Here is a 24,490-nt window from a genome sequence, read left to right on the forward strand (position 1 = left end):
GGTTCTCGATTACGGTCATTGCATCAACCGTCTGCGTTATATCGTCATATGATATTTTATCAATCATCGTATAACCTTATGGTTTCATGCTGCTAGAGCGTCGGGCGATTAATCTGCAACGCAGCCTGCAGCTTTGAAGTAATTCCAGCATTCGTCGGATGTGAAGAGGGCGCAGATATCGCCGACAGCGCGCCAGAGATCATCCAAGGTTCGGGCGGCCGCCTTTCGAAGCAGCGTCTTCAGCTTTGAGAAGGCCATTTCTATCGGATTGAGGTCGGGGGAGTATTTCGGCAGGAACAAGAGCCAGGCGCCCCGCTCGGCGATGGCCTGCGCGGCTCTTGGGCTCTTGTGTACGTTCAGGTTGTCCAGAATGACGACATCGCCGGGTTCGAGACATGGCGCCAGTTGCGTGCGCACGTAGACGTCGAAAGCCGCGCCGTCCATGGCGCCCTCGATGATCCAGGGGGCGACAAGTTCATGGCATCTGAGGCCGGCCACGAAGGTCTGGGTCCGCCATTTGCCGAACGGCGCCTCCGCCCGCAAACGCTCGCCGCAGGGGCTGCGTCCCCTGAGCGGCGTCATGTTGGTCTTCACACTGGTTTCGTCGATGAAGACCAGCCGAGCTGGTTGGCGGCGCATGAAGGGCTGACGCAGGTCTTGCCACTCACGCCGCGTCGCTTTTACGTCCAGGCGTTCTTTCTCCGATGCCAGCAGCGTTTTTTTTATAGGTGAATCCTTCCTGCCGTAGGAGCTTGGAAAGGTTCGATGGATCGGCCGTCACGCCATGCCGCTCTTCCAGCCATGCGGCAAGATCCGGCATGGTGATGTCGGGCTTGGCCTTCACCTTGTCAAAGATGGCACACCGATGCGGCCCGAGCTTGCCAGACCCCGCGGGACGGCCCTGCTTGGCCGGCTCCACGGAACCCGTGCGAGCGTAGCGGGCCTGTATCCTCACTGCCGTCGAGGGCGCAACCTCAAGCCGCGCCGCCGCCGCACGCCGCGTCTCGCCAGCCGCAACACCACGAACTATCCGAAGCCGCAAGTCCGATGAAACCGATCTTCCCATGGTGCGTATCCTCCCGCACACAAGGAATCAGAATACGTCTCCAAGCGGAACCATCCGATTCACACTTCTTACCGGACGCTCTAAACAACAAATCGGGCGTGAAGAAGGAACGCGATCGCAACGCACCGACATATATTTCATGTCGACTCTCGAAAGATTAGCGAGTTGTCCTTGGACGGCAATACCCAAGTTTGGTCATCCACTAGCAAATGAGCCTTTCAAGACCTTCGGGAACGGGATATCACGTGGTTGTCTTGGGCAACCTGAAGAACCGGTGGCGTTTTAAGGCTACGGAGATTTTGTTGTGCAACATCTGGTCGTGCGGCTGTATGTAAAGCGTTGTCGGCGCGAGCTTTGTAACCTTGGACGGGCGCCAGGTGCGGGAGCGCTCGCCATCGGCGGCGGGCACCAGACCTGATACACCCACCAGCCCACGAATACCGGCAAGTTCGTCGTCGCGATCGACATTGCAATCTCGGCGACTTCAACGCAACGGCTACCCGCGTCTTCGACGAGATGCCCGCTGTCACCCCGCTGCCGGGCTACCCGCCTGTCCTGTGACGGGCGACGGACCCGAAGCCGCCCGCACGAGACGCCTCACCGAAGGCATCGCCCTGTCCCTCTGCTCTCCGCGCCGAGCTTGCCAGCATTGCCGGAGAACTGGATATCATGCCGCCATAACAGCTGCTGATCCGGGACGGCCTTGTTTCCGCTGTCTGTCATCAACTTCTGAATCTACAGGGTCGGCCGAAACGAACCGGCGGTCCACGTCCGCTCGCCCCTATTCGGGCGACCCGGCATTCCTTGTTGCCGCGACGCAAGGCCCGTGACGATACCGATCTCCTCCGTCGCCCGTCGCCCGTCGCCGGCTCGTAGTCGAACGTGCCGCCGGCCACGGCGCCCGTCGCCAGGATGCCGGAATTGAGCGGCCCGCACGCTCCAGCGTATCGTCGGGGTATCAGTCGCAACGGGTCTTGATTGACGCGCCATCCGTGCGCCGCGCTCGGTGATCTGCGCGACCGCATCGCACGGACATCGTCCGTGACATGGCCTGCCCCGACGAGGGCCTCATTGTCTTGAAATCAGGGAGGAAGTTGTCTGCGCATCTGACGGCTATCTAAACCAGATGGCGAGGAATGGCCAGGTTCCACGCCTTATCCCTGACGAGGTCATCCGCTTCCCACGCGCGCAAGCGAGCCACAATCTGGAAATCACCGGCGTTGCAGGCAAGACGTGTCTCCGTGACCGTTCTCACCGACCATCCGTCTCGGCGCATCTCGTGTGTCCATACCACCTCTCCCGTCGCCGATGTCGGATCGTATGGCAGGACTGAATACCGTTCCTCCCCCTCGGCCGAGTGGAAGAAGCCATGCTCATCGATATGAGCGCCGCCTTCATGGTTGCGAATTTCGACGGTCACGCGATCCGTGTCGCGATCCTCGCGCACGTCCCATTCGGAGCGTGGCGGCTCCTCGAACCTCAATGAAAGCGGCGCGGCGGCGCGTGGCGGCGCGAAGTCGGGTACTGCCTCGTCCGTCACGCTGCGGATCGGCAAGACCAGACGTGACCTGGCTGGACGGACACCGATGAAGACGGGCTCCGGAGCAGGCCATGCGATGGGGAAATAGCTCGTTGACAACGCCAGCCGGATCCGGTGCCCCGCCCGGAAGGTCTGGGAGACATGCTTGAAGGGCACCTCGACCGTATAGACACGCCCGGGCTCCAGCGCTGCGGGGTGTTCGTGGCTGTCGCGATGGGTGAGATTCAGCAAGCCGTAGCTGACACGCGTCCCGGCGCCGTCCGGCGCCACGTCGACGAGCCGTACGGCGACCTGTGCGACGGGACGGTCCACACTGAGTGTCAGGGTCAGGGCAGCGGCGCCCGCGATCTCTATGTCGTCCATCAGCGGCTCGGTCTCGAACACCAGGCTGCCCGCGTCATCGCGCCGCTGATCCGAAGGCTGGTCGCCTGCATGGGCATAGGAACACCATTTGCCGCCCTGCACGCCGACCCAGAGCGGCGATGTCATGTCCAGCACTGCGTCCTGTGAAACCTGCGGCTCACTTTCGGCGGCAAGGCGTCCGTCAGATCCCAGCAAAAAAGCGGTTGGCACCACGTTCGGCGAGGGCCAGGAGGGCTCCGTGATCCAGCGGCCCTCGCGCTCGGCGTAGTGGGTCTTCGGTGGGGCGTGGTCCTGCATGAACAGCCGCAGGGGCGGCTCATCCATGATGCCGGCATCCTCTCCCTTCAGCCAGTGATCCCACCATCGCGTTTCTTCGCTCAGCCAATCTATTGCCGGCCCCGGCTCGCCGAGATGCGGGTATCTGTGCGCCCATGGCCCAATCAGTCCCTTGACGGGACTCGTGAGGTTTTCGACCAGGCGGAAAACCGAATTGCAATAGCCGTCGGCCCATCCGCTCACTGCATAGACCGGAACCTCGATATCAGCGAAGCTCTCGCACACGGAGCCGTGCTTCCAGAATTCGTCGCGCGTCTGGTGTTCGAGCCAGTTCTTGAGCCAGAGCCCCGAGCCGTCGAGGCGTTCTTCCCACATCTGCCGCCAGCGGTCTCCGACATGCTTCGGATCGGGCGGAAGCGTGTTGATCCCAAACATGACCGATGCCCACGAGAGTTGGTCGATCAGCAAGGTGCCGCCCATATAGTGGACGTCGTCAGCATAACGGTCGTCAGTCGAGCAGATCGTCACCACGGCCTTGAGCGCTGGCGGACGCAGGGCTGCCAGTTGCAGTCCGTTGAAGCCGCCCCACGAGATGCCGACGATCCCGACACCCCCGTCGCACCATTCCTGATCTGCAATCCAGGCAATGACTTCGCAGCCGTCCTGCAGCTCGATTCGGGTGTACTCGTCCTCCATCACCCCTTCGGATTCGCCGGTTCCGCGCAGGTCGACCCGGACATAGCTGTAGCCCTGAGCGGCCAGCCATGGCGCCCGTGCGTGGTCCCGCTCCAGCGTCTTGTCGTTCTTCCGGTATGGAATGTACTCGAGGATTGCCGGAACCGGCTGAGACCCGGATTCCTCCGGCAACCAGATGCGCGCGGCCAGTCGTGTGCCATCTGACATCGGAATCTCGATATGCTCGATCTCCCGCACGGCGCGTGGCAAATGCCTGTCGATTTCCATGGATCACTCAGTTTTCAATAAGATGTGCCGCGGCGGGCTGTCGGGCGCGGTTCCCGCACCAATGAGGCGCTATTCCACGATGTCGGAAAATTCGTAATTGAGCTTCTTCATCACCTGCTCGTAGTTCCACAAGAGCTTGGACTGGTTGTTGGCGCCCATCCAGACCGATGCCACTGCGTAACTGTAGGCATCCTGCTCCGGCAGCTCCGACAACAACATGTTCCTGGCGACATAGGATGTGATGCGGGTACCCTCGACCTGTTCCGCCGCCACTTCGAGTTCCGCGCGGGACGGTACACGGCTAACCGTCGCGTCGTTGAAGAAGACCCGGTAGAAGAATTCGGCCGCGATGTTCTTTCGCCCTTTGCGGAAGAGCATGCCCGGCTCGCGTCCGAGGCCGAGATCGATCGTTACCTGCTGATGGCTGACCCCGTCGACCATCTCGAAGAGATCGCAATGGGATTGGGCAATGCGGGTATTGATCTCCAGAATCCAGATCTTGTTCTGCACCTCGTCCCAGTAATACTCAATATTGAAGCCCGCATTGTCGTAGCCGATGTGCTTCATGAGCTTGCGGGTTATCTCCCACATCTGATCCTGCACGCGGCGCGGCAGGGTCGAGGGATACAGGTAGTAGAAGAAGCTCAACACCTGCGGGTAGCGGATGGAGTCCACCGTGCCGTATGGCACCACCTCGCCGTCATACACATAGCCCTCGACGGTGCACTGGCGCCCGCCGATGACCTGCTCGGCCATGCAGTAATGGCCTTCCACCGCCCTGATCTCGTCCGGCAGGTCCGCCTTTTCCAGCACGTAGTTGAAAGGCTCGGAAATCTGGCCGATCTCGGCACGCAGCTTTTCGGTCGCGTAGTCGAAATCCTCCGGACTGTCGATGCGAAAGCCCAGCCGCGATCCTGACGACTTGATCGGCTTCACGAAGAACGGAAAACGCAGATCGGCCTCGCCGATCTTCGACAGCGCCTTGTCGTCGAACGGATCGAATGCGGTGAATTTCGGGGTGTGCTCGGGAATGACCTCGGCCATGACCTTGCGCGACCAGAACTTGTGCTCGCACTTCAGCAGGCTTTCGAGCGACGCGTTGCGCGTGCCGTATTTCTTGCACAGGAGCGGCAGCATGGTTGATACGGGAAAATCGATGTAGCCGACGATGGCATCGATCGAACCATCGAAGGCATCGAGTGTGTCCTCCGCCTCCTTCAGCAAGGCAGGGATGTCGAACTCCTGGGTTTCGGAGACCTGGGCCGGGGTCAGCAGCCCGTGGAACGTCACGTCCTTCACACCTCGCAACCGCTTCAGGCGATCCTTGTTCAGCTCGTTCAGTCCAACGACAAAAACGTTCTTGGTCATCTGGCGCCTTCCCCTTCATGGCACAATGCCGCAAGCGACCGCTTCGTTCGATCGCTGGCACATGGTTCGCTTCAGAACGCCTACGTCCTGGCGAGGTCGGCTTGGGTCGGAAAGCTGCGTCCCTTGAGGCGTTCGGTCGTGCCCTCGATGTCGTCGACGAGAAGAAGCAGGAAGTCACCGGCCTGCGCCGCGCTGATCGCCTTCGCCACGGCCTCCTGTTCGCTCAGGATCGTCTCGACATGAGCCGGCGTTCCGGCGCCCGCGGCGCCATCGTGGATCAGTTTTGCCGTCTCGCCAGTCTGTCTCCCGCGGGCATCGGTTTCATAGACGTAGATCTGATCGCACATGCGGGCGAGTTGTGCGCCCAGCGCCGCAAGGTCTTCGTCCCGGCGATTTCCCGGGGCGGTGGCGACACCGATCTTGCGCTGCGTTGCCAGTCCATTGACGAGCGGTTCGAGTGCCTGAAGCGCGGGGACGTTGTGGCCGTAGTCGATCAGACACTTCACCCCGTCCGCCTCGAAATAGTTCGTACGGCCCGGCATCTGTGCCGGCGTCGGGTGGAAGGTCAGCAGTCCGGCGCGGATATCATCAATTTCGATCCCGTGCGCAATGGCGGCGCCTGCCGCGGCCATCGCATTCTGAACGTTGAACGGCGCATGGCCCTCGAAGGCGATCGGAACGTCGTTGACCTCGACGATCTCGACCGTGACCTTGCCGCGCAACAGCACGATCTTCCCGTTCTTCACGGTCAGCACCATGCCCAGATTGCCGAGATGCTCGCTCAAGGCGGGATTGTCGGGATTCATCGTGAAGTAGATGATCTCGCCACGCGCCCAGTAAGTGCCGTGCTCCATGACCATCGGATCGTCGGCATTGAGGACGCAGTAGCCGCCATCCTGTTTGACCGCGTCGACGACGACGGTCTTGCAGCGCGCCAGTTCCTCGAGCGTGTGGATCTCGCGCTCACCCAGATGGTCCGAGGCGATGTTCAGCAGGACACCGACGTCGCATTCGTCGAAGCCGAGGCCACGGCGCATGATGCCGCCGCGCGCGACTTCGAGCACGGCATGCTGAACAGTCGGCTCGCGCAGCACCGCCAGTGCTGCGGCGGGCCCGGAATAGTCGCCGCGCAGAATCACGTTGTTGTCGATCTCGACCGTCCCGGTGCAGCCCATGCCGACCGAGTGGCCCGCCTGCCGCAGGATATGCGTGGTCAGACGCGTCGTCGTTGTCTTCCCGTTGGTTCCGGTGATCGCCGTGATCGGAATGCGGCCGTTGTCGGTCGGATCGGGGAAGAGCATGTCGACCACACACTGCCCCACCGGACGGGGCGTGCCGTGAGTGGGCGCCATGTGCATGCGAAAGCCAGGGCCGGCATTGACTTCGACCACGCCTGCCGATTGCTTATCCAGCGGCACCGACAGGGTCTCTGCCAGAAGGTCGATGCCGATGATGTCGAGCCCGACGAGCCGGCCGATCCGCTCCATGGCGAACTTCACCTCCGGGTGCACCTCGTCGGTCAGGTCGGTTGCGGTGCCGCCGGTGGAGATGTTGGCCGTCGACTTCAGTAACGCGATTTCCCCCTGAGGCAGCACGGTGTCGAGCCTGTGACCGGCCTGCTCCAGCATCCGGTGGGTCTGGACGTCGACGTCGATCTGGGTCAGCAGGTTCTCGTGTCCGACGCCACGGCGCGGGTCCGAGTTCTCGATGTCGATCAACTGCTGGATCGTGTTCTTGCCATCACCGGTCACATGGGCTGGCCGCCGCCGCGCCGCGGCAACCAGCTTGCCGCCGATCACCAGCATCCGATGGTCTTCGCCCTTGATGTAGCTTTCCACGATCACTGCGCCCGACGAGTCGCGCACACGGGCGAGGGCCGCCTCGAAGCCGGCCTTGAGGTCTTCCGCATTGGCGATGTCGGTGGTCACGCCACGACCGTGATTGCCGGAGAGCGGCTTGGTCACGACGGGCCACCCGATCCAGTCGGCGGCCTCCTGCGCATCCTCCACCGAATAGCAGACCTGCCCACGCGGGACAGGTACGCCTGCATCGCTCAGGATCTGCTTCGTCCATTCCTTGTCATCGGCGATCGAGTGTCCGATGATGGCCGACGCATCCGTCACGGTCGCCTGAAAGCGGCGCTGCTTCACGCCGTGGCCCAGCTGGGTGTAGCTCGTGCCTTCGGTCAGGTTGTTGGCCGGAATGTTGCGCGCCCTCGCGGCGTCGACGATCGATCCCGTCGACGGGCCAAGCGCATGTGCGTCGCGAACCTCTTTCAGTTTGCTGAGGATTCCTGCGAGGTCCACGTCCTTGTTGTCGTAAAGGTTGCGGACGATCCTGACTGCTGCCTCGCCTGCGGCAAGACCCGTCGCCTCGTCGCGATAGCGATAGACAACATTGTAGATTCCCTTTTCGTAGCTATCGACGGTTTTGCCGTAGCCCACCGAAAAGCCGACAAGGTTCTGCAGCTCGATCGCAAGATGCTCGACCATATGGCCGGCGAAGGTGCCGTTCCGCACGCGCTGGAGAAAGCCGCCAGGCTCCCCCACGGAGCAACGATGTTCGTGGATGGATGGAATCAGCGTCTCAAGGCGTTCGGCGATGCCAGGAACCTTGTCGCTTGGCTTCCGCTCGAGATCCTCGATGTCCAGCCGCATGTAGATCGCACGATAGCGGCTGTAGTAATTCGGGCCCCTGAGGGCCCGCTGTTCAAGTATCTGCAATTAACAACTCCGGGCTTTCGGCCCTGAGGTCGTCAGGGGTCAGGACCCGCCGATCGGAAAGAGAGTAACCATAGCCATCGACCAGCGCATGCATGATGACGTTCTGGACGCTTACCGCCTCACCGTCATTTAAATCAAAGACATTGGACCCGGTTATCCGCGAACTGTCAACCAAGACCACGTGACCCGGCCCGAAAGCGCGGAGCCTGTCGCCCTGGAACAGCACGGCGGCATCCTCACCCAGACCGACCCCGACATATTCGGGATTCGTGGTGCCGACTTCCATGAGCCGGGAAAACCGACCGCGCTCAAGAAAATGCGTGTCGATGATGACACCTTCGACAAAACCGAAGCCGGCGCTCATCTTGACCGCACCCTTGCGCAGTGAATCGTCGGCCGGTCCGCCGTAGATCATGGTCGCCGCCTGGCAGGCGGCGCCGGCGCTCGTGCCCGCGACGACGGCACCGTCCATGCGGCGCTGGCGAATTTCGCGGAGTGCGAGCGAGCCGCCGAATATGCTCGTCAGCCGCATCTGGTCGCCGCCCGAAATGAAAATCACGTCGCTGCGGCGGATCATCTCGATGAACGCCGGATCCTGCGCATCCTCCCGCTCCCGCACCCGAACATCGAGCACCTCGGATGCACCGATCGCAAGAAAAACGTCGTGGTAGGCGGCGAACACATCGTCGGGAATGCTGCTTGCGGTTGTGATCACGCCGATGACGGGCGATCTTGCCGCCGAAAGCGAAATGACCTCCCGGAGGATGTCCGCACGCGACGATTTATCCTCGGCGCCGCCAATAGCTACGAGGGCTCCAGGCGGCGTGGCTATTCCAGGCATTTGAACTCGATTTCCCTGATCACGTAAAAGTCTCTATGCTGGCGCATTCGCACCATCTGCAGAAGCTGCGAAACCCGTCTTGCGTTCGTTTTGCCGCCGATTGCCGGGATTGCCAAAAATTATCGTCCTATTGCGGCGCAGTATGCGGTGCGGCAAGAACTAGCCGCTATTTGACGGGATCTCCATGACAAACTGTTTTTCGCTGGCGATCCATGGCGGCGCCGGCGTTCCTCCACATGCGCAGATGACTGCCGACCGCGAGGGCGAGTGCAATCGCGCGCTCGAACGCGTCCTGGCGATGGCCGAAGCGATTCTGCGCGGCGGCGGCGCCGCGCTCGACGCCGTGACGGAGGCGGTCTGCGCGCTCGAGGACGAACCGCTGTTCAATGCTGGTCGAGGCGCTGTCTTCACGGTTGCCGGTACCCATGAAATGGATGCGGCGATCATGGATGGTCGCGGCTGCAGGGCCGGCGCCGTCGCCGGCATCTGCGGGCCGCGCAACCCTGTGCGTCTCGCACGGAGCGTGATGGAGCATACCGACTGTGTGCTGATGATCGGCGATGGCGCGCATGCGCTGGGTCGAGACACCGGCATCGTTTTCGAAGAGTCCGACTATTTCTTCACGCAGGAACGATGGGATGCGCTGCAGGAAACGCTCCGCCTCCGGACATCGGGGGTTCGCGACGAGGACCAGTCCCGGCGCCACGGAACCGTGGGGGCAGTGGCGCTTGATCGAAACGGAAATCTGGCGGCTGCGACATCGACCGGCGGGATGACCGGCAAGCGCAAGGGCCGGGTCGGGGACAGCCCCATCATCGGTGCCGGAACATTCGCCAGCAATGAGAGCTGTGCGGTCTCTGCCACCGGGGATGGCGAAATCTTCCTGCGCCTTTCCGTCGCCCACGAGATCGATGCCCGGCTGCGATTGTGCGGTGAAGCGCTCGATACGGCGGCAAAGCGTGTCGTGCTGTCGGATCTGGCAGCCCTCGGTGGCTCCGGCGGGCTTATTGCGGTGAGCCGGACGGGTGACGTTTCCCTGCCGTTCAATTCCGATGGCATGTATCGCGGCTGGAGCATCGAGAACGGCTCCCGAGGCACCGGCGTCTACTGAGCGCGACTCACCTGACGATCTGATCGAAGAGGCAATCAACTCGGCGGATTACGATAGCCCGGCCTTGGCTCGCCGGCCACCAGGGTTGGGCTAGGCCCTCATTGGAATTGCCCCGCGGAAATGGTGAACTGCACATCCGTGCTGCGCCGGGTAACCCAGACTAAAGGCAGCGCTGAAGAGACGGACCTTCATTCACGCGATGCGGACGTCTTTTCCGCTGCGGCTATGGCCTGAATGGTGACGTTTGGCCGGCGGTTGCCCCCGAAAGCAGCCGGTCCCCGCTAGCTTCCCTACTTGGTTGCGGAATGATAGTCCGCAGGCTTCTTGGCGACCCATTTCACGAAGCGTGCGACCGCCTCGTTGTCCGTCAGGGGCGTGCCGCTTTCGGCGTGGCGGACCAGTTCGCTCGCCGTGAAGTTGGCGTCGATCGTCTCGCGGCAGATGGGATGGACGGGAACGGTGTCACGACCGCCCCGGCTCTTGGGGATCGGGTGGAAGCGGTCCACGGTCTCGCCCAGCAAACGGCCACACAGCCAGCATGGCTCCGCAGGCGCGGCATCGGTCGCCTCCTTTTCGAGCCAACTCGTATCCCGAATTTTTCGCGCCATCTGGCAGCTCCTGTCGCGCAGAACTCGGTGCGGCATTGGGCCGAACCGCTATCTGCATTCGGCGCGACTGATGGGCCGACATCACGCGGTCGGTCAAGTCTCGGCGCTCTGACGGTATGGAACGCCGGCTACTTGAGTGATCTGTCGACGCTGCTTTTGCCGCCTCAGCGGGAGTGATCAACGCACGGCTTCACGACTCCCACAATGAGCTTGCGCCCTTGCAGCACGGTCGCGAACGCGCTGGAGTCAGACCGACCGCTTCCCATACCGGCCAGCTTTCAGAACAGTCGCTACAACAGCTCCGAAGCGACCGTTGATACGACAAGGGAGCCGGTAGCCAAACCGTGCAGATCTGTGCTGTCTGCAAGCGTCAATGCATCGTCAAAGTCTGCACCGAGAGAACGAACCGTGCTCTCCATCTTGGCATGCTCCCGCAGCATCTGCCCATCACGCAGATTGCCGGTCGTCGTCTAGATGATCGATGACGTGGTTCGCCACACGACCTGTGGTGTCTTTACAGTCGCCCCTTTCCAATCCGGAGGTTCTGTGTCTGGCAACCATGACGCGACGAATTACTCACCAGAGCGCAGTGATTATACCGGTTTGATCAAACGACACTGCGCAGTGGGAACGTTCGAGGGGCGTTGGGAGTTTGTGGTGCGGCTGAAGGACATGAACATGCTTGCACGGATACCGAAATCATCGACTTGCGGGGAACAGGGCGTCGGTGGTTGGAGGAACGTATGAACAGTGATGGCGTGCGGACCATGGCCCGGACCGGTGTTCCGGGTCTCGACGACATTCTCTCGGGCGGCCTGTCGACTGGTCACGTCTTCCTGCTGGAGGGAAACCCCGGCACGGGCAAGACGACGGTTGCGCTCCGCTTCCTGCTGACCGGGGCTGAAGAGGGGGAGAAGGGGCTGTACATTACCCTGTCGGAGACAGACAGGGAGCTGCGGGAGGGTGCGAGATCGCACGGGTGGACGATCGGCGAGAACATCGACGTCTTCGAACTCGTGCCGCCGGAGGCTCTCCTCGACGCCGACCGCGAGCAGAGCCTGCTCTACTCCTCCGACCTGGAGCTGGGGGAAGCGACCAAGTCGATCTTCGAGGCTTTCGAGCGCGTCAAGCCCGCCCGCGTGGTGCTCGACAGCCTGTCCGAGATTCGCCTCCTCGCCCAGAGCTCGCTGCGCTATCGTCGCCAGATTCTCGCCATGAAGCACTATTTCGCCCGCCATGGCGCGACGGTCCTCCTCTTGGACGACCTGACCTCCGAGGCGATGGACCGGACCGTTCACAGCGTCGCTCACGGCGTCATCAAGCTCGAGGAACTTGCCCCGGACTACGGGGCGGAGCGACGGCGTCTGCGCGTCATGAAGTATCGCGGCCAGGGCTTTCGCGGTGGCTATCACGACTTCACCATCCGCGGCGGACGCGGCGTGGAAGTCTATCCGCGTCTCGTGGCGGCCGAGCACAAGACGGGTTTTGCCCGCACGCGGACGACCAGCGACATCACCGAGCTCGATGCGTTGCTTGGCGGCGGTATCGAGCAGGGGTCGAGCGCGCTGATCCTCGGGCCGGCGGGGACGGGCAAGAGCACCTTCGCCTTCCAGTTTGTTGCCGCCGCCGTGGCACGGGGCGAGCGGGCGTCCATCTTCGTGTTCGACGAGGAACTCGGGCTGCTCTTCGAACGCACCAAGGGTCTGGGCTTCGATTTCGAACACATGCGGAATGCCGGTCTGCTTCACATCGAACAGGTCGACGCGGCCGAGCTGTCGCCTGGCGAGTTCGCCCACCGCGTTCGCACGCGTGTCGATCAGGCCCAGGCCAAGACCGTGGTCATTGACAGCCTGACCGGCTATCAGGCCTCGATGCCGGACGAGAAGGCCCTTGTCCTGCACGTGCATGAGCTGTTGCAATATCTGAACCGACAGGGCGCGACGACATTCCTGACCCTGGCCCAGCACGGTCTCGTCGGGGACATGAAATCCCCCGTCGATGTCACCTACATCGCCGACACCGTGATCCTGCTGCGCTACTTCGAAGCGCTGGGTACCGTCCGTCGCGCGGTATCGGTGATCAAGAAGCGCTCCGGGCGGCATGAGGACACCATCCGGGAATACCATATCGGCAAGGGTGGCCTGAACCTCGGCGAGCCGATCAAGAACTTCCAGGGTGTCCTGCGCGGTGTTCCGGTCTTCGTCGAAGATCTGCGCCCCGTACCGGTTCGATCGGCATCAGAAGCAGGCACCTGACTTGAGCGACCCGTTGGTTCTGATCCTCGCGCCCCGGGGACGCGATGCACAGCTCGCCGCAGCCTTGTTGCGCGAGTGCGGACTGGAGTCCCTGATCTGCTGCGATCTTCCTGCCCTTGCCGATCGGATTGGCGATGCCGCCAGCTTCGCGATCGTGACGGAGGAGGCCCTGCGTGCGGCCGACCTTCGCGATCTGTCGGCCCGCCTCGACGCGCAGCCGGCCTGGTCGGACTTCCAGTTCATCGTTCTGACGCAACACGCGAGCGGGCCGGAGCGCAACCCCGCCGCGGCCCGGCTCTCGCAGGTGCTGCGAAACGTCTCGTTCCTGGAACGGCCGTTTCATCCGACCACCTTCGTCAGCCTGGCGATCACCGCCGCGCGCGCGCAAGCGTCAGTTCGAGATCCGTGCGCGCATCGAGGAGCTTCACGAAGGCGAGCAGCGCCTGCGCACGGCACTTCTGGCCGGCAGGCTGGGATCGTGGGAACTCGACCTGTCGACCTTGCGCCTCGACGTCACGGACACGTGCAAGGCCGTCTTCGGCTACGGTCCGGACGAGCATTTCGGCTATGACGACCTCCTGGGACGGATCCATCCCGACGATCGAGCGCGCATGCAGTCTGCGGTGGAAGAGAGCATCGCGTCGGGCGCGGACTCCACCATCGAGTACCGCACACTCTGGCGCGATGGCTCGGCACACTGGGTGGCGATCAACGGCCGGATCGTTCGCGATCGCGACGGTCGCACGGTCAAGCTTGTCGGGGTGTCCGCCGACATCACCGACCGCAAGGCGGCCGAGGAACATCTGCAACGCCTCAACGAGACGCTCGAGGCACGGGTCGCCGATCGCACGGCCGAGCTCGAGGCGGCACACCGGACCGTCGTCGCAGAGGTCGAACAGCGCGAGCGGACCGAGACGCTTCTTCGACAATCCCAGAAGATGGAGGCGATCGGGCAGCTGACGGGCGGCATCGCGCACGACTTCAACAATCTGCTGATGGCGGTCATCGGCAACCTCGGCCTCCTGCGCAAACACGTGCCCGAGAACCCCCGTGCGGTTCGCCTTATCGATGGGGCCCTGAAGGGGGCGGAGCGCGGAGCCGCTCTGACCCAGCGCCTGCTGGCCTTCGCGCGTCGTCAGGAGCTTGTCGTCGAGCCGAGGAACCTGGCGGAACTCGTGACGGGGATGACCGACCTGCTCGAGCGTTCCCTTGGGGACAGCATCGAGTTGCGCCTCGAACTGGCCAGTGAACCGTCGGTCGCGATGGTCGACGCCAATCAGCTGGAGCTCGCCATCCTGAACCTGGTCGTCAATGCGCGCGATGCGATGCCGAATGGCGGCGAATTGCTGGTCCGCATCGACCATGCCCAAGGCAATGGCGATCTCGCGCCGCGCGATTACGTGCGGCTGACCGTTTTCGACACGGGGCAGGGCATGAGCGCGGAGACCTTGAAGAAGGCGACCGAACCGTTCTTCTCGACCAAGGGCGTGGGCAAGGGAACGGGGCTCGGCCTGTCGATGATCCATGGCCTCGCCGTCCAGCTCAACGGCGACCTGCGCCTGACGAGCAGCGTCGGCAAGGGCACGCAGGCGGAGCTCTGGCTGCCGGCGGCAACCCAGACCATGGCCCCGAAACTGGAGTATGCTCCCGCCATCGTCGAGGCGGCTTCTGCAGACCCGATCCGCGCGCGGATCCTGGCTGTGGACGACGATGCGCTGATCGCGATGAGCACGGTCGACATGCTGGAAGACCTCGGCCACGAAGTCGTCGAGGCAAATTCGGGGGCGCAAGCCCTGGAGCTGCTGGGGAACGGCCAGTCCTTCGACCTGATGATCACCGATTTTTCGATGCCGCGCATGAATGGGGCGGAACTTGCCGTGGCAGCACGTGCCGTGAGGCCCGATCTCCCGATCCTGCTGGCGACCGGCTATGCGGAGCTTCCGACAGGGGAGCGGCTGGGGTTGCCGCGGCTCGGCAAGCCCTACAACCAGGACCAGTTGGCAGCCGAGATCCGGAAGCTGCTGGCCGGGTGACAGCAGTTCCGCGGCTGCATTCGAGGTGTCATGGACACGCCCCTCCGCCGGATCAATCCGGGGGCATGTCCGCAAACGACGGAACACATTACGCAGATCGTGACCCGATGACTCGGATTCCGCCGTGCGGTTGCCGCCTGCGCGGCTCGCCAACGCGGTGCTGACGTCCTCGCAGGCGCTGCCAGGCCGCGATGATCCGCTCATGGAAACGAAGTTGTGGCGACGGCGATATTCTCCATACGCCGTCTCGGTCGTGTCGATCTCGGGTATCGATCCCTCAGTCGCCTCCTGCGCCGCCAGCTTTCGCCTGTTCGCGGAGCGTGGCCTTCATCAGCTTGCCGTTGGCGTTGCGGGGCAGCGGATCCTCGGTGAAGACAAAGCGGTCGGGGATCTTGTAGTCCGCCAGCCGATCGCGGCAGAAGGCGGCGAGGGTGGCGGCATCCGCATCCGCATCGCGGCAATGGACGAAAGCCAGGACCTTCTCGCCCAGGACGGGGTCGGGATAGGGCACGACGGCGACTTCGGTGACGGCGGGGTGGAAGGCGAGGACGTTCTCCACCTCGGCGCTGAACACCTTGTAACCGCCACGGTTGATCATGTCCTTCAGGCGGTCGTGGATGAAGAGGTAGCCGTCCTCGTCGAACCGGCCGACATCGCCCGAGCGCCAGGCACCGTCGACGAACGCCTCGGCGGTCTTGTGAGCCAGGTTCCAGTAGCCGGGCACCACCATGGGCCCGCCGATCCAGACCTCGCCGGACTGGCCGCGCGCCACCTCGCGGCCCTCGGCGTCCATGATGCGGATTTCGGCCCCCGGTGCCGGGGCGCCGACGCTGGCCGGACGGGCGATCTGGCCGCCGGCGGGCATGATCGTCGCAGGGGAGGTGGTCTCGGTGGCACCATAGGCCTGGACGAGGTCGAGATCGGGAAGGAGCCGTGCCACCCGCTCGATGGTGGCGACCGGCATCGGTGCGCCGCCGAAGGCGCCGATCCGCCAGTGGCGAAGATCGTGGCGGGCAAGATCGGCGCGCAGCAGGCAGAGATTGTACATGGCCGGCACCATGATGGTGAAGCTCATGCGCTCGGCGCTCGCCAGCGCCAGAAAGGCGTCGGCGTCAAAGCGCGCCATCATGACGACCGCTCCGCCGACGCTGATGATGGCGAAGAGATTGGCGATGAGGCCGGTGACGTGGCTGGCCGGCACCGCGACGACGGTCCGGTCCGCCTCGGTCAGGCGAAGGCAGTGGCGGTAGACGAGGCAGGAATGGACGATGTTGAGATGGGTGAGCATCGCCCCCTTCGGGGTCCCGGTCGTGCCGGAGGTGTAGAGGATGACCGCCAGATCCTCTTCCTGGAGGCGGACCGCCGGCGCGCGCGGAAGTTCCGCGTCCGGGACGGCCGCAAGGATCTGCGCGAAGCGGTCCTCGTCCGCGCCGGTGGCACCCGGCGCGGACCCGACGACGAGCCGCCGCGCCCCCTGCGGCAGGCGTTCGGCCAGGGCCGCCTCGCAGACGGTGAGGGCGGCGCCGCAATCGTCCAGGATATAGGCGATCTCCGGGGCACTCGCCCGCGTGCTCAGGGGCACGATGACGATGCCGGCATGCACCGCGCCGACGAGCGCGGCGACAAATTCCCAGCGATTGCCGACCAGGAGCCCGACGCGGTCGCCCGGTGCCAGCCTGCAATCGGTATAGAGGGCTGCGACCCGGGCGGCCATGCCCCGCAGTTCGGCATGGGACAGGCGGACGTCTCCGCAGACCACGGCATCGCCCTGGGGATGGGCGGCGGCGGCCGCCGCCAGCATGGCGTCGAGATGGGCCGGACGGTCGGCAAAAACGCGGATGGTGCGTCCGCCGAAATGCGGCTGCCAATGCAACGCCGGCATATCCGGCCAGAAGCCGTCGGCTGCGCTCACGCAGCCGCTTCCATGGCATTGGCCCCGCGTTCGATGCCGAAGACATGGTCGAGGACCGTGTGCGAGTGGGTCATCTCGGACATGCTCATGACGATGGACAACTGTTCGCTCTTCAGCGCCGAGATCACGTCGGACAGCCGCTGGGCCAGGGCCGGCGCAACGCCCTCGAAGGGTTCGTCGAGCAGCAGCAGCCGGTGCCCTGCAGTCAGCGCCCGGCCAAGGGCCACCATCTTCTGCTGGCCGCCCGAAAGCTGCAGGGCCTTGCGCCGGGCCATCTCCCGCAGTTCCGGCATGACGTCGTAGACCAGGTCGAGCCGGGCCTTGCCGTCGAGACCGGAGATCACCCAGCTCGGCAGCAGGATGTTCTCCTCGACCGTCAGTTCGGGGATCAGGCCGCGGGTCTCCGGCATGTAGCCGATGCCCAGTGCCGCGCGGGCGTGGATCGGCAGCTTCGCCATGTCCTGGCCGTCGAAGCGGATGCGGCCCCTGGAGACCGCGGCGATGCCCATGACGGCACGCATGATGGTGGTCTTGCCGGCCCCGTTGCGACCGGCAAGACCGATCATGGCGCCGGGTTCGACGGCCATCGAAAATCCGCGGACGGCTTCGACCGGGCCGATCTTCACATGGACGTTCTCGATGCTCAGCATGGCCTACCTCGCCGTTCCGGTGACGAATTCCTGGACCTTGGGGTCGGCCAGGACGCGTTCGGGGGTATCGTCGGCGATGATGCCGCCCGAATAGAAGGCGATCACCCGGTCGGCGTAGCGCGTGACCACGTCCATGTCGTGCTCGACGAAGATCACCGCCGCCTTCTCGCCGGCCAGGGCGGTCATCACCCGGTCCATCAGCGGGAACTTCTCCTCGGACGAGACCCCGGATGTCGGCTCGTCGAGAAGCAGGACACGCGGCCGGCTGACCAGGGCCATGGCGATGTCGATCAGCTTGCGCACGCCGCCCGGCAGCTGCTCGACCGGCTGGTCGGCATAGTCGGTCAGGTCGAAGCGGGCGAGGATCTCCAGCGCGTGGTCGACATTGCGGCGGTCATGGACCGGGCGGAAGAAGGAGATCTTCTCGCTCGACGCGATGGTGCCGGCGACAATCAGATTGTCGATCGGCGTCATGGTCTCGCACAATTGCGGGATCTGGAAGGAGCGGCAGACCCCCAGCCGGCTGATCTTTCGCGGTGAGAGCCCGACGACGTTGCGGCCATAGAGCAGGACCTCGCCGGAATCGGGCTTCATGTAGCCGGTGACCATGTTGACGAAGGTGGTCTTGCCGGCGCCGTTGGAGCCGATCAGCGACAGGCGTGCGGCGGCAGTGACCTTCACGTCGAGGTCGTCGGCGGCGATGACGGCGCCGAAGGACTTCTTCAGCCCCCTGGCGTGGAGGACGAACTCGTTGCTCATCGTGCCGCCTCGCCTTCGAGGGTGGAGACCGGCCGGGCCTTGGCGTCACGGCGCGTGTGCGAACGCCTGACCGGGCGGGCCCAGAGCGAGCCGAAGCCCTTCGGCAGGAACAGGATCACCAGGAGGAGGAAGATGCCGAGGGCCATCTGCCAGCTGTCGGGGAAGTACTGGTTGGCGAAGGAGCGCACGAGTTCGGTGACGAGGGCGGCCCCGAACACCGCGACGACGCTCATGTAGCCGCCGAGAATGGCGATGAAGACGACCTCGCCGGAGGTGGTCCAGTAGCTGAAGAACGGGTCGATATGGCCGAGCGCCAGGCCGTTCAGCGTACCGCCGAGGCCGGCCAGGACGCCGGCGATGACGAAGTTGCGCTGGGTCACCGAAAACACCGAGGCGCCGAGATATTCCACCCGCAATTCGTTTTCGCGGGCGGCCAGCGCGACAAGGCCCGGCCCGCTGTTGAAATACAGCCGGCAGAGGGCGGCGGCGAGCGCGGCCAGGGCGACCGCGACGCCGTAGAGCGCGAAGTCGGAGGCCGCCTGCGCCGGATGTAACCCGAGGAAACTCGGCTCTGGCAGGTTGAAGCCGTCCGAGCCGCCGATGGCGGTGGACTTGGCCAGCACGCCGTACAGCACCATCGAGAGCGCCATGGTCAGCATGGCGAAGAAGATGCCGCGATAGCGCGCGACCAGCGGCGAGATGATCGCGGCGACGAGCCCGCCGGATAGGCCGCCGACGACCAGGAGCACGAAGACGTCCTCGATCCCCAGATGCACAGCAACGAGGCCGGAGACATAGGCGCCCACGCAGTAGAACATGCCCTGGCCGAAGGAGACGAGGCCGCCGCGCATCAGGGCGACGATCCCCAGCGCCACCAGGCCGAAGGCGATGGCCTTGGTGAGGGTGAAGAGCAGCCAGAGCGGCAGTATGGCACCGATGGCGATCAGGACGATCGCCGAGACAAGGGCCGCGGCGAGAATTCGGGTCGGGGTGGTCATATCTTGCGCGCCTGAACCGGAGTGAAGAGCCCCTCGGGCCGGAAGATCAGGACGATGACCATCACCAGGTAGATGATGAAGATCTCCGCTTCCGGCGCCTCGTAGACCGCGAAGGATCGGGCGAGGCCGACGATCAGTGCGCCGATGGCCGCGCCGGGAATGGAGCCGAGGCCGCCGATGATGACGACGGCGAAGCTGACGACGATGACGCTGACGCTCATTCCCGGCTGGACCGAGATTAGCGGGCTCGTGAAGGCGCCGCCGAGGGCGGCCAGGAACACGCCCAGACCAAACGCCAGGAGGTAGATGCGGGCGATGTTGACGCCCATGGCGGCGCTGACCTCGGGCTCGTTGATCACCGCGACGGTGACCTTGCCGATGCGGGTGCGGTGCAGGCCGAGCCAGACGCCCAGGCCGCAGAGGATGGCGAGGCCGATCAGGGCGAGGTCGTAGCCGACATAGAAGAGACTGCCGATCTCGACATTGCCGAGCAGGTTGCGCGGCTCGAAGACGTAGTAGGGATCGACGCCGAAGACCATCTTGGTGAGGTCCTCGAGGATGAGGAAGACGGCGTAGGTGACCAGCAGGATCAGCACTTCGTCCCGGCCGTAGAACAGCCGCAGCAGGCCACGCTCGATGAGCGGTGCCACGACGATGGCAACCGCCAGTGCGGCGATGAACATGGCGATCAGGCTGAACCCCGGGGGCAGGCCCCAGCTGGCGAAGAACGGCACCGCGACGGCAGCGCTGTAGGCACCGAGCGCATAAAGCCCCCCATGGGCGAAGTTCAGGATGCGCAGGACGCCGAAGACCAGGGTCAGGCCCAGCGCCACGATGAACAGCCACGAGGCGTAGATCAGGCCGTCGAGAATGATGGTGAGGACGATGTCCATCCGGATGTATCCGCTGCTTTTACGACGGTGCGATGCGGACCGGGGCGCGTGGCCCCGGTCCTGCGGCGTGGCGCGCGATGGCTAGTCGCACTGGGCTCCTTCGAAGCCGCCATTGATCCAGTCCAGACCCTTGACGCCCTCCGGCGCATTCACGCAGCGGGCGGGAAAGCGGATCACGTCGCCGAGGATGATGTCGCCCTCGTCGTTCTTGACCGTGCGGCCGAAGCCGATCTGCTGGATCGCCTGGTGGCCGTTGCCGTTGGCCATCTCGATCAGGCCGCCGGGGGTCTCCCAGCTCAGGCCCTTCATGGCGGCGGCCAGCTCGTCGCTGTTCGGCTTCTTGCCGCCGTTCTCGGCCATTGCCTTCTCCACCGCGGTCTTCAGGCCGAGGACGGCCTGCGCCATGCGGTAGGGCGCCTGTACCGGAAAGACGTCGTATTTGGCCTCGTAGATCTCCTTCCACCAGCTATCGAGCTCGCTCTCGGGCGCCATGTATCCATAGGCGCCGCGCGCGCCGATGATGACACCCTCGGGCATGGTGTTGCCGAGCGGCGGCAGCACGTGGTCGGCTGCCGATAGAACCGCCTGGCTGCGCTGGAAGAGGCCGCGGGGCAGCGCCTGCAGGATCAGCGCCTGGAGATCACCACCCCAGAGCGAGGAGTGCACCACGTCGGCGCCCTTCTGCATGAGGGCGGAGATCTCGGTGCCATACTGGCCGGCGCCGAAGGCCGGGAAGAGCTCGGCCGTCACGGTCGCATCCGGATACACCTGGCCCATGGCTGCCTTGAAGTCGGCCCAGCTGTCCTGCCCGAAGGCATAGTCCTGGTTGATGCCGGAATAGGTCGAGACTTCCTGGCCGATTTCCTTGAGGTAGAGGGCAAGCCCGACATTATCCATCGTCGCGTTGGCGGCGGTGCGGAAGACGTAGTCGTAGTCGTTCTCCTCGAAGATGCGCGGCGTGCCGCAATCGTAGAGGATGGTGAACTGCTTGAGCTCTTCGGCGACCGGCGCGACGGCCAGGCAGTCGCCCGAGCCGACATAGCCGACCACGGCATCGACCTGCTCGCGCTGGACGAGATTGCGGTATTCCTGGACTTGGACGGTGGCGCCGCCGGCCTCGTCGAGGACGACGGCCTCGACCGTCATGCCGCCGAAGCCCTTGGTGTCGTAGGGCGCGGGCGCCTCACCGGCATTCAGCTTCTCGATCAGCACCTGGCCGCCGTTCCAGGCGGGGACGCCGAAGCTCTGGGCCGCCTGGCCGGAGAGGAACGTCACGACGCCGATCTTGAACGTCTCCTCCTGGGCGGCGGCGGGTGCCGCCCAACCGGCGACGATGGCGGCCGACATGGCGCCGGCGAGTAGTCCTGACGTTCTGAGTCTCATGGTATTCGACATGAATGTTTCCTCCCTTTTCTGCTGTGCGGGCCGAGCCGGTATGGTCTGCCCTATCGTTCTCGTTCCGCCGCGGTCTCCTCCTTGACCGGCGCGGCGGGATCGAGCCCGGCCACCAGCCATCCGCGACGAAAATCTTCGATATGCCGGCGCATCCACAGGACGGCATCGGCGACGTTGCCAGCTTTCAGCGCGTCGAGAATGGCGGCATGGGCGGTCACCAGCCGTTGACCGGCCTCCGGCAGCTTGGGCAGCATCCGCTCGTTTGCCGGCAGCAAAAGCATGGCAGCCGGTTCACGGGCGAGTTGCCAGGCGATGTTGCCGGTCGCCTCGGCGACCAGGGCGTGGAACTCGATGTCCCAGGCGGTCAGGATCTCACCGGCCTCGACCGCGTCGCGCGTCGCCTGCAGATTGGCCTCTAGCGCCGCGATATGGGCCGGGCCGATGGAACGCGCGGCTTCGCCGGCGGCGGCCGGTTCGATGGCATGCAGCAACGCCCACAATTCGTCGAAGGTGACGCGCTGGAGAAGCAGTGCGCGGCTTGCCCGCGTGGTCAGATCGTTGGCCCGGGGCGCCGCGGCGAAGAGCCGTCGTCCGTCCCCCCGTTCGGCCAGGCCGCTCTGCTCCAGCAGCCGCAGGCCCTCGCGGGTGGTCGAGCGATGCACGCCGAACTGCGCCGACAATTCGCTTTCCGTCGGCAGCCGGTCCCCCAGGCGCAGGCGCCCCTCCAGGATCGCGCGCTCAATGCTTTCGAAAACCAGCCGATAGGTCGGCGTGCTCTCGACGGCCGAGAACCGGGTATCCGTTTGCTGCGACACGTCCCGCTCCCCCAGGCCGGACGTCCCGGATGCGACGGCTCGATGCGACGCGGGCGTCGTCAATCCAGTCTTCCTCCCTGCGGGCTATCCTGCCCGGCGGCGGCTTCCTCATCCGCCTTGTTTGTCGGACAATCCGTCTTTGGCAGGCCCTGGTCAAGTAACGGCCGAACAAATTCGGTTTTGCACTGCACCTGTTGCATTGCAATATTTGCTCCCGAAGCAAAGTGGGACGCCTCTGGCCCAAATTTCTCGCGATGCAGCGGGGCGCCGACGAGTAAACCGTTCGAAGAGAAAGGCAGGTCAGGGTCGCGCCTGGTGCCAGCAGTGGATCGTCGCCGACCGCCGGCGCGATAGCGCGGGATAGAGGATGCTGGGAATGCCCCGGAGCCTGGCCATCCGGGCGACCGTCTCCGCTATGTCGGCCCGCATGCCTGAAGCGTTCCGCACGCGATCTGTCGCCGACTGGAAGCGGCTAGGCAAATGTCGGCTGGTATGCCAGCATCATCAGAGCCGTTGAGGGGAGGCCCTGGCAGAGCGGAGGAGGTGTCTGTCGGCTTGGGAGGAAACCAGGTGTGGCGGCTCGGCCAACGCCTTGAATGTCCTTTTCACGCGATATTTTTCCGCGATAGCTTCAGAATCCGGGCGTGCCCCCTTCGCCATGCCTGTGTCGCGTCACAGGAAAACCTTCGACGCTGGTATGCGAAGCAGTCGAGTAGTGCGCGCTGGTAGAGCCGGCACCATGACCGCTGCCCGCTTCTTCGTCCGGCGGCGCTGGGGAACGTCGCAGTCGATCGGCCAGCGCAGAGAAAGCTGGTGAAACACAGGGAGGAAAACATGAAGCGTTACGCACCAGCCGTGGTCGGTCTTCTTGCCGGCCTCTTGGCCACAGGCGCGGCCCAGGCCTTTCCCGACAGGCCGGTCTCGATCATCGTGCCCTGGGCAGCCGGCGGCGGGACCGACTCCGTCGTCCGCACCTTTGCCGCGGGATTCCAGGAGGAACTCGGCGTGGCGGTGAACGTCATCAATCGGCCCGGTGGCAACGGCGTGACGGGACATTCGGCCATCGTCAATGCGGAGCCAGACGGCTACACGCTCGGCGCGGCCAGTCCTGAGATCGCACTGTATGAGACGTTGGGGACCGCCGATATCTCGCTCGCGGACCTCGACCTGTTCTCGCGTCTGGCGATCATCCCGGCGGGCGTCACGGTAGCCGAGAATTCGCCGTTCGAGACGCTCGAGGAACTTCTGGAAGCCGTGGAGGCGGAACCGGCCGGCACATACTCGTCGTCGGGCACGGGAATGGGCGGATCCTGGCACGTGGCCGTCGGTGGACTGCTGAGCGCTGCCGGGATCGATCCGACGAAGGTCAAATGGGTCCCGAGCCAGGGTGGCGCGCCGGCCCTGATGGAAGTCATGTCCGGCGGAATCACGATGTTCACGGGCTCGCCGGTCGAGGCGCTGAGCCTGCTGGAGGCGGACCGCGTGCGTGCGCTCGCCGTCATGCTGGACGAGCGGTCGGAGACCTTTCCCGACGTTCCGACGGTGAAGGAGGCCATCGGAAAAGACTGGACCTACGCCAACTGGTTCGCGCTGGTCGCGCCCAAGGGCATCGATCCGGACGCGCGGACGACCCTCTACGATGCTGCCGCGCGGGCGAATGCCCGGCCCGAGGTGCAGGCGGCCTTGAAGGAGCGCGGCATCACGCCCGTATGGGACGAACCCGGCGAATTCGACGCCTTTGCGACGCAGTTCGCCGAACAGGCCGAAGCCGTCCTGAAGGACCTCGGCCTGGCCAGGAACTGAACCGGCAGGACCGACCAGGAGCCCGGCGCCACCGGCTGTCGGGCTCCTGGCGCCCGCCGCGTTCCTCCGCTCGCCGATCCTCGCGGCCTTCTGCGACGAGGCGGAAGCGAGCGCGCGC

General features: G+C 64.5%; 15 protein-coding genes and 2 pseudogenes. 4 read left to right on the forward strand and 13 right to left on the reverse strand.

Going from position 1 to position 24,490, the window contains the following annotated elements; genetic code table 11:
* Positions 1–108 precede the first annotated feature (108 nt).
* The 5 genes and pseudogenes from VQ042_RS09890 to VQ042_RS09910 all read right to left on the reverse strand — a co-directional run bounded on the left by VQ042_RS09890 (position 109) and on the right by VQ042_RS09910 (position 9,140).
* Positions 109–1,066 (reverse strand): annotated as a pseudogene (locus VQ042_RS09890) (IS630 family transposase).
* 1,117 nt (positions 1,067–2,183) lie between these two features.
* Positions 2,184–4,208: a CocE/NonD family hydrolase gene (locus VQ042_RS09895; RefSeq protein WP_331818680.1), complete on the reverse strand. Its 2,025-nt coding sequence runs from the start codon at positions 4,206–4,208 to the stop codon at positions 2,184–2,186.
* Between the two features lie 69 nt (positions 4,209–4,277).
* Positions 4,278–5,576, reverse strand: coding sequence for an ATP-grasp domain-containing protein (locus tag VQ042_RS09900; RefSeq protein ID WP_331818682.1), 1,299 nt, complete (start codon positions 5,574–5,576; stop codon positions 4,278–4,280).
* Between the two features lie 80 nt (positions 5,577–5,656).
* Positions 5,657–8,299: a cyanophycin synthetase gene (gene cphA, locus VQ042_RS09905; RefSeq protein ID WP_331818684.1), complete on the reverse strand. Its 2,643-nt coding sequence runs from the start codon at positions 8,297–8,299 to the stop codon at positions 5,657–5,659.
* On the reverse strand, positions 8,286–9,140 hold the full coding sequence (locus VQ042_RS09910) for a cyanophycinase (protein ID WP_331818686.1): 855 nt from the start codon (positions 9,138–9,140) through the stop codon (positions 8,286–8,288). The genes cphA and VQ042_RS09910 overlap by 14 nt, the downstream gene beginning before the upstream one ends.
* Before the next feature lie 184 nt (positions 9,141–9,324).
* Here VQ042_RS09910 and VQ042_RS09915 point away from each other — a divergent pair, with 184 nt between their 5' ends.
* Positions 9,325–10,251, forward strand: a complete 927-nt coding sequence (locus VQ042_RS09915) for an isoaspartyl peptidase/L-asparaginase family protein (protein WP_331818688.1) — start codon at positions 9,325–9,327, stop codon at positions 10,249–10,251.
* A gap of 290 nt (positions 10,252–10,541) precedes the next feature.
* Here VQ042_RS09915 and VQ042_RS09920 read toward each other — a convergent pair whose 3' ends face one another.
* Positions 10,542–10,859 carry a hypothetical protein gene (locus VQ042_RS09920; RefSeq protein WP_331818690.1) on the reverse strand — a complete coding sequence of 106 codons (318 nt, stop codon included), beginning with the start codon at positions 10,857–10,859 and terminating at the stop codon, positions 10,542–10,544.
* Between the two features lie 743 nt (positions 10,860–11,602).
* Here VQ042_RS09920 and VQ042_RS09925 point away from each other — a divergent pair.
* Positions 11,603–13,114, forward strand: a complete 1,512-nt coding sequence (locus VQ042_RS09925; protein WP_331818692.1) for an ATPase domain-containing protein — start codon at positions 11,603–11,605, stop codon at positions 13,112–13,114.
* Position 13,115: 1 nt separating this feature from the next.
* Positions 13,116–15,147 (forward strand): annotated as a pseudogene (locus tag VQ042_RS09930) (ATP-binding protein).
* 277 nt (positions 15,148–15,424) lie between these two features.
* On the opposite strand, the gene VQ042_RS09935 reads toward VQ042_RS09930, so the two are convergent.
* The 7 genes from VQ042_RS09935 to VQ042_RS09965 all read right to left on the reverse strand — a co-directional run bounded on the left by VQ042_RS09935 (position 15,425) and on the right by VQ042_RS09965 (position 22,569).
* Entirely contained in the window at positions 15,425–17,059 is a 1,635-nt protein-coding gene (locus VQ042_RS09935) for a class I adenylate-forming enzyme family protein (RefSeq protein WP_331818694.1), read from the reverse strand.
* Complete coding sequence (locus VQ042_RS09940; RefSeq protein WP_331818695.1) at positions 17,056–17,709, reverse strand: ABC transporter ATP-binding protein; 654 nt, start codon at positions 17,707–17,709, stop codon at positions 17,056–17,058. The genes VQ042_RS09935 and VQ042_RS09940 overlap by 4 nt, the downstream gene beginning before the upstream one ends.
* 3 nt (positions 17,710–17,712) lie before the next feature.
* A complete protein-coding gene (locus VQ042_RS09945; RefSeq protein WP_331818697.1) occupies positions 17,713–18,468 on the reverse strand; it encodes an ABC transporter ATP-binding protein in 756 nt (251 codons plus the stop codon).
* Positions 18,465–19,466, reverse strand: coding sequence for a branched-chain amino acid ABC transporter permease (locus tag VQ042_RS09950; RefSeq protein ID WP_331818699.1), 1,002 nt, complete (start codon positions 19,464–19,466; stop codon positions 18,465–18,467). Before VQ042_RS09950 ends, VQ042_RS09945 begins: the two co-directional genes overlap by 4 nt.
* Positions 19,463–20,359 carry a branched-chain amino acid ABC transporter permease gene (locus VQ042_RS09955; protein WP_331818701.1) on the reverse strand — a complete coding sequence of 299 codons (897 nt, stop codon included), beginning with the start codon at positions 20,357–20,359 and terminating at the stop codon, positions 19,463–19,465. Before VQ042_RS09955 ends, VQ042_RS09950 begins: the two co-directional genes overlap by 4 nt.
* Before the next feature lie 81 nt (positions 20,360–20,440).
* Positions 20,441–21,754 (reverse strand): ABC transporter substrate-binding protein, encoded by a 1,314-nt coding sequence (locus VQ042_RS09960; protein WP_331818703.1) that lies wholly within the window; start codon positions 21,752–21,754, stop codon positions 20,441–20,443.
* A 50-nt stretch (positions 21,755–21,804) separates the two neighbouring features.
* Positions 21,805–22,569: a FadR/GntR family transcriptional regulator gene (locus VQ042_RS09965; RefSeq protein WP_331818705.1), complete on the reverse strand. Its 765-nt coding sequence runs from the start codon at positions 22,567–22,569 to the stop codon at positions 21,805–21,807.
* An 834-nt stretch (positions 22,570–23,403) separates the two neighbouring features.
* Here VQ042_RS09965 and VQ042_RS09970 point away from each other — a divergent pair.
* Positions 23,404–24,372 carry a Bug family tripartite tricarboxylate transporter substrate binding protein gene (locus tag VQ042_RS09970; protein WP_331818707.1) on the forward strand — a complete coding sequence of 323 codons (969 nt, stop codon included), beginning with the start codon at positions 23,404–23,406 and terminating at the stop codon, positions 24,370–24,372.
* The last annotated feature ends 118 nt before the right edge of the window (positions 24,373–24,490 follow it).

The sequence above is a fragment of the Aurantimonas sp. A2-1-M11 genome (genome assembly GCF_036549475.1).
Classification (GTDB): Bacteria; Pseudomonadota; Alphaproteobacteria; order Rhizobiales; family Rhizobiaceae; genus Aurantimonas.

Excerpts from the sequence above, each read along its gene's own strand:
- VQ042_RS09895 (WP_331818680.1), bottom strand. The coding sequence starts at position 4,208 with ATGGAAATCGACAGGCATTTGCCACGCGCCGTGCGGGAGATCGAGCAT.
- VQ042_RS09955 (WP_331818701.1), bottom strand. The coding sequence starts at position 20,359 with ATGGACATCGTCCTCACCATCATTCTCGACGGCCTGATCTACGCCTCG.
- VQ042_RS09920 (WP_331818690.1), bottom strand. The coding sequence starts at position 10,859 with ATGGCGCGAAAAATTCGGGATACGAGTTGGCTCGAAAAGGAGGCGACC.
- VQ042_RS09970 (WP_331818707.1), top strand. The coding sequence starts at position 23,404 with ATGAAGCGTTACGCACCAGCCGTGGTCGGTCTTCTTGCCGGCCTCTTG.
- VQ042_RS09940 (WP_331818695.1), bottom strand. The coding sequence starts at position 17,709 with ATGCTGAGCATCGAGAACGTCCATGTGAAGATCGGCCCGGTCGAAGCC.
- VQ042_RS09900 (WP_331818682.1), bottom strand. The coding sequence starts at position 5,576 with ATGACCAAGAACGTTTTTGTCGTTGGACTGAACGAGCTGAACAAGGAT.
- VQ042_RS09960 (WP_331818703.1), bottom strand. The coding sequence starts at position 21,754 with ATGTCGAATACCATGAGACTCAGAACGTCAGGACTACTCGCCGGCGCC.
- VQ042_RS09915 (WP_331818688.1), top strand. The coding sequence starts at position 9,325 with ATGACAAACTGTTTTTCGCTGGCGATCCATGGCGGCGCCGGCGTTCCT.
- VQ042_RS09910 (WP_331818686.1), bottom strand. The coding sequence starts at position 9,140 with ATGCCTGGAATAGCCACGCCGCCTGGAGCCCTCGTAGCTATTGGCGGC.
- VQ042_RS09945 (WP_331818697.1), bottom strand. The coding sequence starts at position 18,468 with ATGAGCAACGAGTTCGTCCTCCACGCCAGGGGGCTGAAGAAGTCCTTC.
- VQ042_RS09950 (WP_331818699.1), bottom strand. The coding sequence starts at position 19,466 with ATGACCACCCCGACCCGAATTCTCGCCGCGGCCCTTGTCTCGGCGATC.
- VQ042_RS09925 (WP_331818692.1), top strand. The coding sequence starts at position 11,603 with ATGAACAGTGATGGCGTGCGGACCATGGCCCGGACCGGTGTTCCGGGT.